The organism is Priestia sp. P5 (assembly GCF_029522155.1).
GTDB classification, from domain to species: Bacteria; Bacillota; Bacilli; order Bacillales; family Bacillaceae_H; genus Priestia; species Priestia megaterium_E.
The window spans coordinates 274,218-289,937 of sequence record NZ_JAKWFJ010000001.1; the positions used below are offsets into that span (position 1 = coordinate 274,218).

The following is a 15,720-nucleotide window of genomic DNA, read 5'->3' on the forward strand; positions in this document are numbered from 1 at the left end:
ATTAGAATGAATTTTAAAGATTATATTACAATTGTACCTGACTGGCCAAAACCAGGTATTACATTTAAAGATATCTCAACATTAATGGATAACGGTGATGCATACCGTGCCGCAACGGATGAGATTGTAAAGTATGCTAATGATAAACAAGTTGATATTATCGTAGGACCGGAAGCTCGCGGATTTATCGTTGGTTGTCCAGTAGCATATGCGTTAGGTATTGGTTTTGCACCTGTTCGTAAAGAAGGAAAATTACCGCGTGAAGTAATCAAAGTAGATTACGGTTTAGAATACGGTAAAGACGTATTAACGATTCACAAAGATGCAATTAAGCCAGGTCAGCGCGTGTTGATTACAGATGATTTATTAGCAACAGGCGGTACAATTGAAGCGACAATTAAGCTTGTCGAAGAATTAGGCGGAATTGTTGTTGGAGCTGCGTTCTTAATTGAACTTTCTTACCTTGACGGCCGTGACAAACTAGACGGTTACGATGTATTCACATTAATGACGTATTAAGAAGAACGATCACATAAAAAAGAGTACCTGATACAGGTGCTCTTTTTTCGTTAAAAAACGTTAATACGTAAAATGGAAATGATGTAAATTTGATAAATTAAACGCAAAGGCTTTACATCCTTGGATTTTTTCAAGATAATAGTTACAATATGAATTAAAAATGCTAGTTGATAAAAGGTGATTTCATGGCAAATGAGCAAGTCCTAACAGCGGAACAGGTCATTGACAATACGAAGCGATATTTAAGTGAAGAAGACGTGGCTTTTGTACAAAAAGCATATGATTTTGCAAAAGAAGCTCACAAAGAACAATATCGCAAGTCGGGGGAACCATATATTATCCACCCGATTCAAGTTGCAGGAATTTTAGTTGATCTAGATATGGATCCAGCAACAATTGCAGCTGGATTTCTACATGATGTGGTTGAAGATACAGAGATAACACTAAAAGATTTAGAAAAAGCTTTTAATGAAGAAGTAGCAATGCTAGTGGACGGCGTAACGAAACTGGGGAAAATTAAATATAAGTCTAAAGAAGAGCAGCAGGCTGAAAATCACCGCAAGATGTTTGTGGCAATGGCTCAAGATATTCGAGTCATACTGATCAAACTTGCGGATCGTCTTCATAACATGCGTACGCTAAAGCATTTACCGCAGGAAAAACAGCGACGCATTTCAAATGAAACGCTTGAAATTTTTGCTCCTCTTGCTCATCGTCTTGGTATTTCAAAAATTAAGTGGGAGCTTGAAGATACAGCTTTACGTTACTTAAATCCTCAGCAATATTATCGCATTGTAAATTTGATGAAGAAAAAGCGTGCGGAACGCGAGCAGTATTTGGCTGAAGTTATCGATGAAGTTCGAGAGCAAGTAGATGAAGTGTCGATTAAAGTTGAAATTTCAGGGCGTCCAAAACATATTTATTCCATCTATCGTAAAATGGCACTGCAAAACAAGCAGTTTAATGAAATTTACGATTTACTAGCTGTGCGCATTATTGTAAATAGCATTAAAGACTGCTATGCGGTGTTAGGAATTATTCACACGTGCTGGAAGCCAATGCCAGGACGTTTCAAAGATTATATTGCAATGCCAAAACAAAATATGTACCAGTCTCTTCATACGACGGTTATCGGACCAAAAGGTGATCCGTTAGAAGTTCAAATTCGAACGTTTGACATGCACCAAATTGCTGAGTATGGAATTGCTGCTCACTGGGCTTACAAAGAGGGAAAAACAGCTGAGCATGCTTCATTTGAAGAAAAGTTGACGTGGTTTAGAGAAATTTTAGAATTTCAAAATGATGCAAACGATGCAGAAGAGTTTATGGAATCTCTAAAAGTTGATTTGTTTTCTGACATGGTTTACATTTTTACGCCAAAAGGCGACGTCATTGAGCTTCCTTCGGGTTCTGTTCCAATTGATTTTTCCTATCGTATTCATTCTGAAATCGGAAATAAAACCATTGGAGCAAAAGTCAACGGCAAGATGGTTACGCTTGATTACCGTTTGAAAACGGGGGACATTATCGAAATTTTGACGTCTAAGCATTCGTATGGTCCAAGCAAGGACTGGTTAAAGCTTGCTCAAACGTCTCAAGCCAAAAATAAAATTCGCCAATTCTTTAAAAAGCAAAGCCGCGATGAAAATATTGAAAAAGGCAAAGAGCTGGTTGAAAAAGAAATTCGTCAAATGGAGTTTGACTTAAAAGAAGTATTAACAGCTGATAATATCAAACGAGTAGCGGAGAAGTTTAATTTCTCAAACGAAGATGATATGTATGCAGCTATTGGATATAACGGATTAACTGCGGCTCAAGTAGCTAATCGTTTAACCGAGAAGTGGAGAAAGCAGCGCGATCAAGAACAAGAGATCCAAATTGATGATATTGCACGCGACACTGCGGCCAAGCGTGTTCGCCAGCATAAACGAAAAGATTCCGGGGTTATCGTACCGGGTGTAGAGAACATGTTGATTCGCTTGTCTAAATGCTGTAATCCAGTTCCTGGAGATGAGATTGTTGGTTTTATTACAAAGGGGCGGGGAGTATCTGTTCATAGAGCAGATTGTTTAAACGTTCACACAGATGATGCTGAAAGTCGTCTTATTCCTGTAGAGTGGGAAACACATATTAAAGAAGGCAAAGAGTTTAACGTGGAAATTGAAATTTCAGGATACGACCGCAGAGGCTTACTAAATGAAGTTCTGCAGGTTGTAAACGAGACTAAAACGAATATTTCAGCCGTTTCAGGAAAATCGGACCGAAACAAAATGGCTACGATTCATATGTCAATTTCTATTCATAACATCAGTCACCTTCATAAAGTGGTTGAGCGCATTAAGCAGCTCCGAGACATTTATTCAGTTCGCCGAATTATGCATTAAGAAAGGTCGTTATACATGAGAGTAGTCGTACAAAGAGCAAAGAATGCAAAAGTAACTGTTGCAGGTGAGACGGTCGGTGAGATTAAGCACGGATATATGCTTTTAGTGGGCATTACCCATGACGATACTGAAGCTGATGCAGAGTATGTAGCGGATAAAATTGTGAATTTGCGAGTGTTTGATGATGAGTCTGGCAAAATGAATTTGTCGCTTCTAGATATAGAAGGAGAAATTTTATCGGTATCTCAATTTACGCTTTACGGAGATTGCCGAAAAGGCAGAAGACCAAACTTTATGGGAGCTGCTAGGCCAGATCATGCTGTAACGCTTTACAACTATTTTAATAAAGTATTATCAGAAAAAAATGTTCGAGTAGAGACCGGCGCATTTGGTGAAATGATGGACGTATCATTTACAAATGACGGACCGGTCACACTTATTGTAGAAAGCAAAGAAAAAACGCAGGCTCACAGATGAGCCTGCGTTTTTTCTTTGCTTTGAAAGTAATGATTTAACCCTTCAGCGATAGCGGACGTAATCATTTGCTGATAACTGATGGAATTAATATACGTTTCTTCCCGTTCGTTGCTTAAAAAGCCCAGCTCAATTAATGTACTCGGACGTGTATTTTCGCGAAGAACATAATAGTTTCCAAAACGCTCTCCTTTGTCTTTCAATTTTGCATGATTAATAAGGGACTGATGAATAGAATGTGTGAGTGGACTGTCCTGATGCTGATGGTAATAATACGTCATAAGGCCAGTTAGCTGTGAGCTGTTCGTACTGTTGTAGTGAATGCTTATAAAAGCATCTGCTTTAGTCGATTGCAGCGTGCGCTGTGAAAGTAGAACGTACTCATCATGGGTGCGGGTTAAAATGACGTGTGCGCCTTCTTTTTGAAGTTTGTCTTGTAAAATAAGTGCTGTTCGGAGAGTGAGGTCTTTTTCATACGTGCCTTGTGTGCCGATGGCTCCTTTGTCTTTTCCTCCATGGCCTGCATCAATAATAATTGTTTTGCCCTTTAGGTGCTGCAAGCTTTTACTCAGCGTATAAACAGGCTGGCGTTGCGCTACTTGCATGCTAGGCTGAACGCTGCGGAGCGCTACGGTTTTCGTGAATTTTTTAAACACCCAGCCTTGAATACCCGAGTTTTCTACATAGTACCAATCTCCTTGACGGTCTGAAACGGATAGTCTTGTATTCTTCGTCAATTTATTTGTAATTGAAAATGAACGTCCTGGACCGCTGCGTACATGAAGAGAGTCAGCTGTTACAATAATGGGTTGATGCACCGGTACATTTGGGCGCTCAAATGAGGAAGAGCACAATAACAAAAGGATACTTGCAGCCAAAACAGATACCGACTTCATGTTAAGATGGCGAATAGATAGACCTCCTTTTTATAACAAAATAGAGTATTCGATGAAAATAAAAAAAATCCTTTCTCTTATGTAAAAACATCTTTTTTGGGCAATGCTAATAAAAGGATAAGTAAGTGTAGGCAGGGAGGAAGAAACGATGAAGTTTAGTGAAAAAGGTGAACAATCATTTCAGCAGGTAAATCCGGTATTTGGCATTCATTTTCATGATTTTATTGATAGAGAAAGTGAAGCTTCATCCCTTGAATTGGCTTCTGAATTTGGTTTAACGCTTCGAGATATTCAGAAACTAAGAAAACAATTAGACCGCTCTTAACATGAAAGGTGCTTGACAACTGCTCATTTCATTCGTAATATAGAAAGCAATTGCTAAATTAAAATGAATGTATAAAATTTTTATATTGATAAGCCAAAGATCGAGAAAAGTAGTAAAGATGACACATGGCTAGAGAGGAAATGTCTTAGGCTGAAAGCATTTCTACATGATGACTTTATGAAAGAACACTCAGGAGGCTTCACTCTGAAAAGGGAAACTTAGTAGGAGATGAACGTGTTCGTGCGTTAACGAAATGAGTGGAAACATGTCATATGTTTCAATTAGGGTGGTACCACGTGAGATCAACTCTCGTCCCTACTATGGAAAAATAGTAGAGGCGAGAGTTTTTTTGTATTGTAAATTTTAAATATAGGAGGCATATCACGTTATGTCAGTTCAAATACCTAGAGGAACACAAGATATTTTACCGGGCAAAGTAGAATATTGGCAGTTTGTTGAACAGCGAGCAAGAGAAATCTGCCGTGCGTTCAACTACCAAGAAATTCGTACACCAATGTTTGAACACACTGAATTATTTTTGCGCGGAGTGGGAGAAACAACAGATATCGTGCAAAAAGAAATGTACACATTTAAAGATCGAGGTGACCGCAGCTTAACGCTTCGCCCAGAAGGAACAGCTGCAGTTGGACGATCATTTGTTTCAAATAAGATGTTTGGAAATCCAACGCAGCCAACCAAGCTGTTTTATATTGGCCCTATGTTTCGCTATGAACGACCTCAAGCGGGACGTTTCCGTCAATTCGTTCAGTTTGGTGTAGAAGCATTAGGGGTAAATGATCCAGCTATTGATGCTGAAGTTCTTGCCCTGTTAATGAGCTTTTACCAATCGCTTGGATTGAAAAAATTAAAGTTGGTTGTTAACAGTTTAGGAGATACAGAAAGTCGTCAAGCTCACCGTCAAGCGCTTATTGACCACTTTGCACCTCGCATTGGAGAGTTTTGCAGCGACTGCCAAAGCAGATTGGAGAAAAATCCTCTTCGTATTTTAGACTGTAAAAAAGATCGGGACCATGAACTGATGGCTACAGCGCCGTCTATTCTTGATTATTTAAACGACTATTCAAAAGAATATTTTGAAAAAGTACAGCAGTACTTAACCGATTTAGACATTGACTATGTTGTAGATCCGACGCTAGTACGCGGGTTAGATTATTATAATCACACAGCATTTGAACTAATGAGTGAAGCAGAAGGATTTGGCGCCATTACAACTCTTTGTGGCGGAGGCCGTTATAATGGGCTGATTCAAGAAATCGGCGGACCTGAAACACCGGGTATCGGATTCGCTTTAAGTATCGAACGCTTATTATCTGCATTGGAAGCAGAAGGAATTGAGCTTCCGGTAGAAACAGGCGTAGATTGCTATGTAGTAACCATGGGCGATGAAGCAAAAGAAAAATCCGTTTCAATTGTAAATACGCTTCGACGTTCAGGCTTTGTAGCGGATAAAGATTATCAAGATAAAAAAATGAAAGCTCAGTTTAAAGCAGCTGATCGTGTACAAGCAAAATTTGTTGTTGTTCTAGGTGAAGATGAGCTAGCAAAACAAGTTGTAAACGTAAAAAATATGGAATCTGGCGAACAGCAAGAAGTATCAATTGATGAATTGGTCAGCTATTTGCAGGAACAAGTATAAGGGGGAACCATGATGACAAAACGTTCATACTACTGTGGAGATGTAACAGAACAAGCAACTGGCGAAACAGTTCTATTAAAAGGATGGGTTCAAAAACGCCGTGATTTAGGGGGATTAATCTTTATTGATTTACGCGACCGCGGCGGAGTTGTACAGGTTGTATTTAATCCTGAAAAATCTGCTGAAGCGCTAAAAATTGCTGAAGATGTACGTAATGAATTCGTATTAGAAGTGCAAGGAACTGTTGTAGCTCGTGAAGAGGGAACCGTTAACTCGAACTTAAAAACAGGTAAAATTGAAGTTCACGCTGAGCAGATTACGGTGTTAAACAAAGCCAAAACACCTCCTTTTGCCATTGCAGATCAAACGGAAGTATCAGAAGATGTTCGATTAAAATATCGTTATTTAGACCTTCGACGTTCTGAGATGTTTAACACGCTTAAAATGCGCAATGACATTACAAAAACAATTCGTGACTTCTTAGATCAAAATGACTTTTTAGATGTTGAAACACCTATTTTAACGAAAAGTACGCCAGAAGGCGCACGTGATTATCTTGTGCCAAGCCGCGTGCACGAAGGGGAGTTTTATGCTCTTCCTCAATCACCGCAAATCTTTAAGCAGCTGCTAATGGTAAGCGGAGTTGAGCGTTATTATCAAATCGCTCGCTGCTTCCGCGATGAAGACTTGCGTGCAGATCGTCAGCCTGAATTTACTCAAATCGATATTGAAACATCATTTTTATCTCAAGAGGACATCATGACAATGACGGAAGAAATGATGTCTAAAGTAATGAAGCGCGTAAAAGATTTAGATATAACGACGCCTTTCCCGCGCATGTCATATGATGAAGCGATGAGTCGCTACGGTTCAGATAAGCCGGATACACGTTTTGAAATGGAGCTAGTCAACTTATCAGAGCTTGTGAAAGACTGCGGGTTCAAAGTATTTAGCGCAGCAGTTGAAAACGGTGGAGAAGTAAAAGCAATTAACGTAAAAGGTGCCGCTTCTAGCTATTCACGTAAAGATATCGATGCTCTAACAGAGTTTGTGAAAATTTACGGTGCTAAAGGGTTAGCATGGCTGAAAGTTGAAGCTGACGGCTTAAAAGGACCGATTGCAAAATTCTTCAATGAAGATGAGCAAAAGCAATTTGCTGAAGCTCTTCAAACGGAAGAAGGAGATTTACTTTTATTTGTAGCTGATAAAAAGTCAGTTGTAGCAGATGCACTTGGCGCTCTTCGTCTAAAGCTTGCAAAAGAACAAGGAATTATTGATGAAACGAAATTTAACTTCCTATGGGTAACAGATTGGCCTCTTCTTGAGCATGACGAAGAAGACAACCGTTACTACGCGGCTCATCATCCATTCACAATGCCAGTTCGTGAAGATTTACCAATGTTAGAAAGCGATCCTGGACAAGTCCGTGCACAAGCATATGACTTAGTATTGAATGGTTACGAACTTGGCGGAGGATCTTTACGTATTTACGAGCGTGATATTCAAGAAAAAATGTTTAAAACGCTTGGATTTACATTAGAAGAAGCATATGAGCAGTTCGGTTTCTTACTTGAAGCATTTGAATACGGTACTCCTCCTCACGGTGGAATTGCGTTAGGTCTTGACCGTTTGGTTATGCTTCTAGCAGGACGCACAAACTTGCGTGATACAATTGCCTTCCCTAAAACAGCAAGTGCAAGCTGTCTATTAACAAACGCACCTGGTGAAGTAAGTGAAGCGCAATTAGACGAGCTTCATTTGCAGGTAAAAAAGCAAAAAACAGAAGCGTAATCGATTGAACCGTCTGTTAAATCGAGCCTGTCACTGGAACATGACAGGCTCGATTTTTTTGTTTTACTTATTAATTGCAAAGTGATTTTTTCTGTGATAAGATACTTTCAAGAACTAAATAGTCCTGATGTGTTCGTCCTTAATCCAGTTTTGACCGAACAATTTTTTGCTTGGGAGCTCGGAGTTTTTAACGAGCGTACATGCCTCATCTCGAGGACTTACAATGGTTAAAGCAGAGCACCCACCTGCCGAGAGCGGGTTCAAAACGAAGGCACTCGAGACGGCACGATCGGGACTAGCATACATATAAGAAATCCTCTATGTAATTATTTGCATAGAGTTTTTTTATGGATAAATAACGAATGCTCATGTTCGGTTTGCTAAAAATATGGTATAGTCAATTTCGTTGTTTATTTGAATTAATCGTACACGTTGGTGTATTTAATAGAGGAGTGTTTTAACATGTTGCATCAGTTTTCGCGTAATGAACTGGCGATAGGAAAAGAAGGGCTAGCTACTTTAAAAGGCAGCACAGTTGCTATTTTAGGGATAGGAGGAGTAGGGTCATTTTCTGCTGAGGCTTTGGCTCGGTCAGGAGTAGGTCGTTTAATTCTTGTAGATAAAGACGATGTTGATATTACAAACGTAAATCGTCAAATTCATGCGCTGCTTTCTACGGTAGGTCAGCCCAAGACAGAATTAATGAAAAAGCGTATTTTAGATATTAATCCAGACTGTGACGTTGTTTCTCTTCAAATGTTTTATACGGAAGAAACATATGAAGAGTTCTTTAGTTACAAACCGGACTTCGTAGTGGATGCATCCGATACGATTTCGTATAAGATTCATTTAATGAAAGAATGTTTAAAACGTGATATTCCGATTATTTCAAGTATGGGTGCTGCGAATAAAATGGATCCAACACGTTTTAAAATTGCAGACATTTCAAAGACACATACAGATCCGATTGCAAAAGTGGTTCGTACTCGTCTGCGTAAAGAAGGAATTCGCAAAGGAATTAACGTCGTTTTTTCTGATGAGCGTCCAATCGTTATTCGCGAAGAAGTTCGCAAAGAAGTAGGAAACGATCAAGCGCAAATTCGCAAAGCGAAAATGCCCCCATCTTCTAATGCTTTTGTTCCATCTGTAGCAGGGTTAATTATGGGCGGTCATGTTATCAATGAATTATTAAGTGATATTAAGATTCGCCGCGTAGGTGATGAATAAAAAGAAGGCTATCGCAGCCTTCTTTTTTTTATGGAAATATCTGTTCTATTTATGCTTTGGATGGAATCTTCTGTTTGATATGTATAAAAAGTACTAATAAATTGAAAAATATGGCTTGAAGGTGAATTTACACTGTATTAAAAAAAGAGATTTATGTAAATTTATTTAACGCTTTATTTACATAAAATTTACGTTTTGGCTTTCTTTCTTTTGTATCTTCTACAGTAATATTCAAAAAGTCTTATATATCAAGGGTTTCGATAGAAATAAGAAAAAATAAACCCCAAATAAGTAAGTTTACAGTAACTTAAAATTCACTTCATATAAAGACAACAATCTACTCGTATAATGTGTCTTGTACCTGTTGTTCGAGTACAAAGGACTAGTACTAATTACACATATATTTATTGGAGGGTAATGTAATGAAAACAAAGGGTTTTAAAGTAACATTAGCAGCTTTTTTAATGGTAGGAGCACTAGCAGCATGTGGTAAAGACGGAGCAAGCAACGACAGTGGTTCGGGCAGCAAAAAAGAAGTGTCAGGTACGTTAACAGCGGCGGGATCTACAGCTTTACAACCACTTGCAGAAGAAGCAGCGAATGGAATTACTGAAAAATATCCAAACCTTTCAGTAACGGTACAAGGTGGAGGTAGTGGAACTGGTGTTAACCAAGTAGCATCAGGAGCAGTTGACATTGGAAACTCTGACGTTCCAGCAGCCGATAAAATCGAAGATAAATCAAAAGCAGATAAACTTGTAGATACGAAAGTAGCGGGCATTGGGTTCGCACTTGTTGTAAATAAAGATGTAAAAGTAGAATCGTTAACAAAAGAGCAAATTCAAAAGATTTTCTCTGGCGAAATTAAAAACTGGAAAGAAGTTGGCGGAAACGATGAAAAAATTAACGTAATCAACCGTCCAGCATCATCTGGTACACGTGCTACATTCGAGAAAACATTAATGGGTGACGCAAAAGTAAATGATAGCGTCGGTACAGCTCAAGATTCAAACGGAGCGGTTGAGCAATCAGTAAACTCAACTCCGGGAGCAGTAAGTTACCTTGCTATGTCGTATTTAATTGGCGATAAAAAAGAAAGTTTAAAAATGCTTAATATTGATGGTGTGGAGCCAACAACAGAAAACATTGTTTCTAAAAAATATCCGTTTTGGTCTTATGAGTACATGATTACAAACGGTGAGCCAAAAGATGGTGCAAAAGAGTACATTGACTATGTAGCTGGTAAAGACTTTGCTAAGCAAGTAGAAGATATGGGATATATCCCAATGACTGAGTTCAAAAAATAAGAGTGTTTTTAAAAAGAATAGGGCTGACTAACACAGTCAGTCTTATTCTATTTGAATGTTAATAAAGTATATAGCAAATAAAAAGAAAAGCGAATATATACTGAATATGTAAGGAGACAGAGCGATGAAGGGGAAAAAATCCATTAATTATGTAAAAAGCGAATACATTGGCCGTACGCTTTCTACATTTTGCGGTATTTTAATTGTACTTGTTACGTTAGCTATTATCGTATTTATTTGTGAAAAAGGCATACAGTCATTTTTACAAAGTAATATATCAATCGGTGAAATGTTGACTTCAACAAAATGGAGCCCAAACAATAAAGAATACGGGGCACTTGTGTTTATTCTGGGTTCCATGCTTGTATCAATCGGAGCCGTTATTATAAGTGCTCCAATTGGAATTGCTATCGCCATTTTTAACAACTATATTTCGCCTAAATTTGGGTCAACGGTTTTACGACCGGTTTTAGAACTTTTAGTCGGAGTTCCTTCAGTGGTATACGGCCTTTTAGGGGTTACCATTTTAGTGCCGCTTCTTCGCGATAACTTCGGCGGAGTGGGCTTTAGTTTGATTGCCGGAATTATTGTCTTAAGCGTCATGATTCTTCCGACAATTGCAAGTATTGCTGACGATGCAATTCGAAGCGTAGCACCTGAATATTTAGAAGCTTCTTATGGACTAGGTTCAACAAGATGGCAGGCAATTAGCCGAGTTATTATTCCATCTGCTAAAACAGGTATTTTAACAGGTATCGTGTTAGGGCTTGCCCGTGCATTCGGAGAAGCGCTAGCTGTTCAAATGGTTATCGGAAATACGGTTAAGCTTCCTGAAAGCTTATATAGCCCAACGGCAACATTAACAGGTATTTTAACAATGGATATGTCTAATACGTTAAACGGAACGGCATGGAATAACGCATTGTGGACGTTAGCTATGATTTTACTGCTTATTTCTTTCGTGTTCATTTTAATTATCCGAGCAATTGGGAAACGAGGTGCTCATTAATGAGAAACAAAAATGCACGCACAGTAAATAATATATGGACAGGTATTTTTTATGGCATTGCCGCTCTAGTTGTGTTGCTATTAGTGTATTTAGTTGTTGAAATTATCGCTAAAGGCTGGGGATTTTGGGATCCGAACTTTTTATTTGGAAAGCCAAGCAATACGATGGCAGGAGGCGGTATCGGACCCCAGCTGTTTAACTCGTTCTACATGCTTGTTTTAACGCTCATCATTTCTATTCCTCTTGGTTTAGGAGCCGGAATTTACTTAGCGGAGTACGCGAAGCAAGGTCGTTTCTTAAATTTCGTCCGCTTATGTATTGAAACAATGGCGTCATTACCGTCCATTGTAGTTGGTTTATTTGGATTATTAATTTTCGTCACATTTTCCGGCTGGGGCTATACGCTTATCGGCGGAGCACTTGTGATTACAATTTTGAATTTACCGGGTTTAACGCGCGTATGTGAAAGTGCGATTGCATCTGTTCCTGCGAGTGTGAAAGAAGCAAGTTTAGGTTTAGGTGCAACTAAATGGCAGACAATTGTCAAAGTCGTCATTCCATCAGCGATTCAACAAATTATCACAGGCGTTATTTTAACAGCGGGACGAATCTTTGGAGAGGCAGCTGCATTGATTTATACGGCTGGCCTAACGACGCCGATGTTAAATTCAAATGCCGACTTAACGAGTCCTGTAAATCCGTTTAATATTTTTCGACCAGCAGAGACGCTTGCCGTCCACATTTGGAAATTAAACTCTGAAGGAATCGTACCTGATGCAAGATTGATTGCAACAAAGTCAGCTGCTATTCTAATCATTATGGTTCTGTTGTTTAACATAGTCGCTCGTTTAGTCGCTAAACTTTTAGACAGCTACTTTAAAGGTTCAACAAAAACGAAAAAACGAAAAGACGTTAAAAGTGCAGCTTAATAGATAAAAACAAAAAAGAAAATGGCTTTGAAACTGTGCAACAGTTTCAGCCATTTTCTTTTTTTAATGTCTCTAAACGATTGAAAACTTTTGAAAAGTATTTTTCTTGTCCATTTTGTTTAGGATGAAAATATTGTTTGTTTTTGATGCGATCCGGTAAATACTGTTGAAGGACCCATCCGTTATCAAAATCATGCGGGTATTGATATTCAACGCCTCGGCCAAGGTTCTCTGCTCCTTTGTAATGAGCATCCTTCAAATGAGGGGGAACGTCGCCGGACAGCCCTTTTTTAATATCACTTATCGCTTCATCTAATGCTTTGTAAGCAGCGTTGGACTTCGGCGATAGGCAAAGCTCAATAACGGCGTTTGCAAGCGGGATACGTGCTTCTGGGAGTCCTAATCGCTCAGTTGCTTGAATAGCTGCGAGAGTTCTCATGCCGGCATCCGGGTCAGCTAGTCCAATGTCTTCATAGGCAACGACTAAAAGGCGACGATTGATGCTGATTAAGTCTCCTGCTTCAATTAGCCGTCCTAAATAATGAAGAGCGGCATTTACGTCGCTGCCGCGAATCGATTTTTGAAAAGCCGATAATACATCATAGTGAGCGTCACCATTTTTATCATGTGAAAAATATTTTTGCTGCAGACATTCTTCTGCCGTCTGTAAGGTAATAACGATTTTACCATCGCTTTCACCTGTTGATAAAACAGCCAGTTCCAGAGCATTCAAAGCCGAACGCACGTCACCGTTACAGCTGTTGGCAAAGTGGTTCATGGCGTCATCTTCTACGATGATTTTTCTATCCCCAAATCCGTTGGATGAGTCGTTGAGTGCTCTTGTCAGCGCCATTTTGATATCATCTGGCCTAAGAGATTTTAATTCGAAGATTTGACACCTGCTTCGAATAGCAGGATTAATCGCGTGATAAGGATTGCTTGTTGTCGCTCCGATTAGAATGATCATGCCATTTTCTAAATAAGGAAGCAAAAAGTCTTGCTTGGCTTTGTCAAGGCGATGAACTTCATCTAACAGCAGAATTACTTTGCCTGACATTTTGGCTTCTTCGGCGACAATTTCCATATCTTTTTTATTGTTTACAACGGCATTTAACTGACGAAACGCCGTGTTGGTTGTTTTTGCAATAGCTGTGGCAATTGTTGTTTTTCCAACGCCTGGAGGTCCATATAAAATCATCGAGCTTAAGTGATTTGCTTTTACCATTCGATAAATCATTTTATCTTTGCCAACTAAATGCTGCTGTCCGATAACGTCATCTAAATCAGTCGGACGCATTCGAAATGCGAGAGGTTTTGTAGCCATGTTTTTCTCCTTTCTTTTCTTTCACTGTATCACAAGAGGTGAATAGGTGGTGGAAATTTATCTTATAGGCATAGTATGTTATAATATCAACAGTTGCATTTGCAAGAAATGCGTATAGAGAAGTTCATATAGCTTAGTAAAAAACGACTCATCACAGCATTCAGTGACAACGTGAGGGTCTTATTTTTTTCATAAATAAAAAAAGTGTATTGAAGGAGTGTATCGTATGAAAATTTCAACAAAAGGACGCTACGGTTTAACGATTATGATTGAGCTTGCGAAGCGCTTTGGCGAAGGTCCTATCTCGCTTAAAACTATTGCTCAAACGCATGACTTATCTGAACATTATTTAGAGCAGCTTATTTCACCGCTGCGTAACGCTGGGCTTGTAAAAAGCGTGCGCGGAGCTTATGGAGGTTACATCTTGGCACATGAACCTGCTAACATTACTTCTGGCGATATTATTTCTGTTTTAGAAGGTCCTATTAGTCCTGTAGAAGGAATCGAAGATGAAGAGCCTGCAAAACGCGAGCTGTGGATTCGTATTCGAGATGCAGTTAAAGAAGTGCTAGATAGTACAACGCTTGAAGATTTAGCCAATCATTCTGATGATGATCAAGCGTCTTATATGTTTTATATTTAATAATGAGCTAGGAGGCGTTTATTTTGGAACGTATTTATGTTGATCATGCAGCAACGTCTCCAATACATCCAGCAGTCGTTGAGAAAATGACGACTTTTATGCATGAGTACTTTGGAAATCCGTCTAGTATTCATCACTACGGGCGGGAAAGTCGACGCTATTTAGACGAAGCTCGCCAAACGATTGCAGCAAGTATTGGAGCACACGAAAATGAACTGATTTTTACAAGTGGTGGGACAGAAGCAGATAATATGGCACTGATCGGAGTCGCTCTTGCAAACCGCCATAAAGGAAATCATATTATTACCACGCAAATTGAACACCACGCTGTGCTTCATACGTGTGAATATTTAGAAACACAGGGCTTTGAAGTGACTTACTTACCAGTTAATGAGTACGGACAAGTATCTGTGGATGAAATAAAATCAGCCCTAACGGATCAAACAATTCTTGTGTCGGTGATGTTTGGAAATAATGAAGTAGGCGCTATTCAGCCAATTGGAGAAATTGGGGCTCTATTAAAAGAGCATGGAGCATATTTCCACACGGATGCAGTGCAAGCTTATGGATTAATTCCGTTAAATGTGCAACAATTAGGTGTCGATCTTTTATCCGTTTCGGCTCATAAAATTAACGGACCAAAAGGGATGGGCTTTTTATATGCAGCTGCTCACGTTTCACTGTCTCCTTTGCTATTTGGAGGAGAACAAGAGCGCAAACGACGAGCTGGAACCGAGAACATGACAAGTATTGTCGGATTTGAAGAAGCTGTGAAAATTTCGCAACAAACGCTGCAAACACGTGCAGATGAATATAGAAGATACAAAGAAATAATGGTAGCTGTGTTGAAAGAAGAAGGTATTTCATTTGAAATTAACGGACATCTTGAAAATGCTCTGCCACATGTGTTAAATTTATCATTTCCAAAAACAAATGTTGAATCGATGCTCGTAAATTTAGACTTAGCAGGAATTGCGGCATCGAGCGGTTCAGCTTGCACAGCGGGAGCAATCGATCCTTCTCATGTGCTTGTAGCTATGTTTGGAAAAGGGTCTGAACGTTTAACAACTTCTATTCGATTTAGCTTTGGCTTAGGAAACTCTGCTGAGCAAATTGAAAAAACCGCACGTCAAACAGCAAACATCGTTAAGCGACTAACGATGTAAATAGCAGCCATCAGTAGGGTCTTCATCCCTCACTGATGGTTTGTGTCGTTTCTTTCGCTTTTTAGCGAA

14 protein-coding genes, 1 other RNA gene and 1 other annotated feature are annotated in these 15,720 nt (G+C 39.2%); of the genes, 13 read left to right on the top strand and 2 right to left on the bottom strand.

Translation table 11 applies throughout. The annotated features are described in order from the left end of the window. Window positions 1-6: 6 nt before the first annotated feature. From MMB69_RS01360 to dtd, 3 genes are all read left to right on the top strand, one after another. Window positions 7-519 (top strand): adenine phosphoribosyltransferase, encoded by a 513-nt coding sequence (locus tag MMB69_RS01360; RefSeq protein ID WP_013059309.1) that lies wholly within the window; start codon window positions 7-9, stop codon window positions 517-519. A 185-nt stretch (window positions 520-704) separates the two neighbouring features. Next, entirely contained in the window at window positions 705-2,903 is a 2,199-nt protein-coding gene (locus MMB69_RS01365) for a RelA/SpoT family protein (protein WP_014458138.1), read from the top strand. 15 nt (window positions 2,904-2,918) lie between these two features. Continuing rightward, complete coding sequence (gene dtd / locus MMB69_RS01370) at window positions 2,919-3,380, top strand: D-aminoacyl-tRNA deacylase (RefSeq protein WP_075419661.1); 462 nt, start codon at window positions 2,919-2,921, stop codon at window positions 3,378-3,380. Here the strand turns inward: dtd and MMB69_RS01375 are convergent. Continuing rightward, entirely contained in the window at window positions 3,371-4,255 is an 885-nt protein-coding gene (locus tag MMB69_RS01375) for an N-acetylmuramoyl-L-alanine amidase family protein (protein WP_260506748.1), read from the bottom strand. The two genes, dtd and MMB69_RS01375, sit on opposite strands and share 10 nt — an antisense overlap. Before the next feature lie 166 nt (window positions 4,256-4,421). On the opposite strand from MMB69_RS01375, the gene MMB69_RS01380 reads away from it, so the two are divergent. The 8 genes from MMB69_RS01380 to pstA all read left to right on the top strand — a co-directional run bounded on the left by MMB69_RS01380 (window position 4,422) and on the right by pstA (window position 12,518). Next, complete coding sequence (locus tag MMB69_RS01380) at window positions 4,422-4,598, top strand: hypothetical protein (protein ID WP_013059305.1); 177 nt, start codon at window positions 4,422-4,424, stop codon at window positions 4,596-4,598. 87 nt (window positions 4,599-4,685) lie between these two features. After that, window positions 4,686-4,918, top strand: a binding site (T-box leader). Between the two features lie 68 nt (window positions 4,919-4,986). After that, a complete protein-coding gene (gene hisS, locus MMB69_RS01385; RefSeq protein ID WP_269871089.1) occupies window positions 4,987-6,255 on the top strand; it encodes a histidine--tRNA ligase in 1,269 nt (422 codons plus the stop codon). A gap of 12 nt (window positions 6,256-6,267) precedes the next feature. Next, a complete protein-coding gene (aspS, locus tag MMB69_RS01390; RefSeq protein ID WP_269871088.1) occupies window positions 6,268-8,046 on the top strand; it encodes an aspartate--tRNA ligase in 1,779 nt (592 codons plus the stop codon). A gap of 118 nt (window positions 8,047-8,164) precedes the next feature. After that, window positions 8,165-8,346, top strand: a non-coding RNA gene (gene ssrS / locus MMB69_RS01395) — 6S RNA. Window positions 8,347-8,508: 162 nt separating this feature from the next. Next, entirely contained in the window at window positions 8,509-9,273 is a 765-nt protein-coding gene (locus MMB69_RS01400; protein ID WP_013059302.1) for a tRNA threonylcarbamoyladenosine dehydratase, read from the top strand. Between the two features lie 422 nt (window positions 9,274-9,695). Beyond that, window positions 9,696-10,580 carry a phosphate ABC transporter substrate-binding protein PstS family protein gene (locus MMB69_RS01405; RefSeq protein ID WP_260506747.1) on the top strand — a complete coding sequence of 295 codons (885 nt, stop codon included), beginning with the start codon at window positions 9,696-9,698 and terminating at the stop codon, window positions 10,578-10,580. A gap of 124 nt (window positions 10,581-10,704) precedes the next feature. Then, window positions 10,705-11,589, top strand: coding sequence for a phosphate ABC transporter permease subunit PstC (gene pstC, locus MMB69_RS01410; protein WP_047933695.1), 885 nt, complete (start codon window positions 10,705-10,707; stop codon window positions 11,587-11,589). Continuing rightward, a complete protein-coding gene (pstA, locus tag MMB69_RS01415; protein WP_028410590.1) occupies window positions 11,589-12,518 on the top strand; it encodes a phosphate ABC transporter permease PstA in 930 nt (309 codons plus the stop codon). The genes pstC and pstA overlap by 1 nt, the downstream gene beginning before the upstream one ends. Before the next feature lie 46 nt (window positions 12,519-12,564). Here pstA and MMB69_RS01420 read toward each other — a convergent pair whose 3' ends face one another. After that, complete coding sequence (locus MMB69_RS01420) at window positions 12,565-13,842, bottom strand: replication-associated recombination protein A (RefSeq protein WP_264408585.1); 1,278 nt, start codon at window positions 13,840-13,842, stop codon at window positions 12,565-12,567. A gap of 226 nt (window positions 13,843-14,068) precedes the next feature. On the opposite strand from MMB69_RS01420, the gene cymR reads away from it, so the two are divergent. Both cymR and MMB69_RS01430 read left to right on the top strand, forming a co-directional pair. Next, complete coding sequence (cymR, locus tag MMB69_RS01425) at window positions 14,069-14,485, top strand: cysteine metabolism transcriptional regulator CymR (RefSeq protein WP_013059297.1); 417 nt, start codon at window positions 14,069-14,071, stop codon at window positions 14,483-14,485. A gap of 23 nt (window positions 14,486-14,508) precedes the next feature. Next, a complete protein-coding gene (locus tag MMB69_RS01430; protein ID WP_277447046.1) occupies window positions 14,509-15,651 on the top strand; it encodes a cysteine desulfurase family protein in 1,143 nt (380 codons plus the stop codon). The last annotated feature ends 69 nt before the right edge of the window (window positions 15,652-15,720 follow it).

What these genes read in the sequence shown, in the direction of transcription:
- MMB69_RS01360 (WP_013059309.1), top strand. Translation starts at nt 7, where the DNA reads ATGAATTTTAAAGATTATATTACAATTGTACCTGACTGGCCAAAACCA.
- MMB69_RS01365 (WP_014458138.1), top strand. Translation starts at nt 705, where the DNA reads ATGGCAAATGAGCAAGTCCTAACAGCGGAACAGGTCATTGACAATACG.
- dtd (WP_075419661.1), top strand. Translation starts at nt 2,919, where the DNA reads ATGAGAGTAGTCGTACAAAGAGCAAAGAATGCAAAAGTAACTGTTGCA.
- MMB69_RS01380 (WP_013059305.1), top strand. Translation starts at nt 4,422, where the DNA reads ATGAAGTTTAGTGAAAAAGGTGAACAATCATTTCAGCAGGTAAATCCG.
- hisS (WP_269871089.1), top strand. Translation starts at nt 4,987, where the DNA reads ATGTCAGTTCAAATACCTAGAGGAACACAAGATATTTTACCGGGCAAA.
- aspS (WP_269871088.1), top strand. Translation starts at nt 6,268, where the DNA reads ATGACAAAACGTTCATACTACTGTGGAGATGTAACAGAACAAGCAACT.
- MMB69_RS01400 (WP_013059302.1), top strand. Translation starts at nt 8,509, where the DNA reads ATGTTGCATCAGTTTTCGCGTAATGAACTGGCGATAGGAAAAGAAGGG.
- MMB69_RS01405 (WP_260506747.1), top strand. Translation starts at nt 9,696, where the DNA reads ATGAAAACAAAGGGTTTTAAAGTAACATTAGCAGCTTTTTTAATGGTA.
- pstC (WP_047933695.1), top strand. Translation starts at nt 10,705, where the DNA reads ATGAAGGGGAAAAAATCCATTAATTATGTAAAAAGCGAATACATTGGC.
- pstA (WP_028410590.1), top strand. Translation starts at nt 11,589, where the DNA reads ATGAGAAACAAAAATGCACGCACAGTAAATAATATATGGACAGGTATT.
- MMB69_RS01420 (WP_264408585.1), bottom strand. Translation starts at nt 13,842, where the DNA reads ATGGCTACAAAACCTCTCGCATTTCGAATGCGTCCGACTGATTTAGAT.
- cymR (WP_013059297.1), top strand. Translation starts at nt 14,069, where the DNA reads ATGAAAATTTCAACAAAAGGACGCTACGGTTTAACGATTATGATTGAG.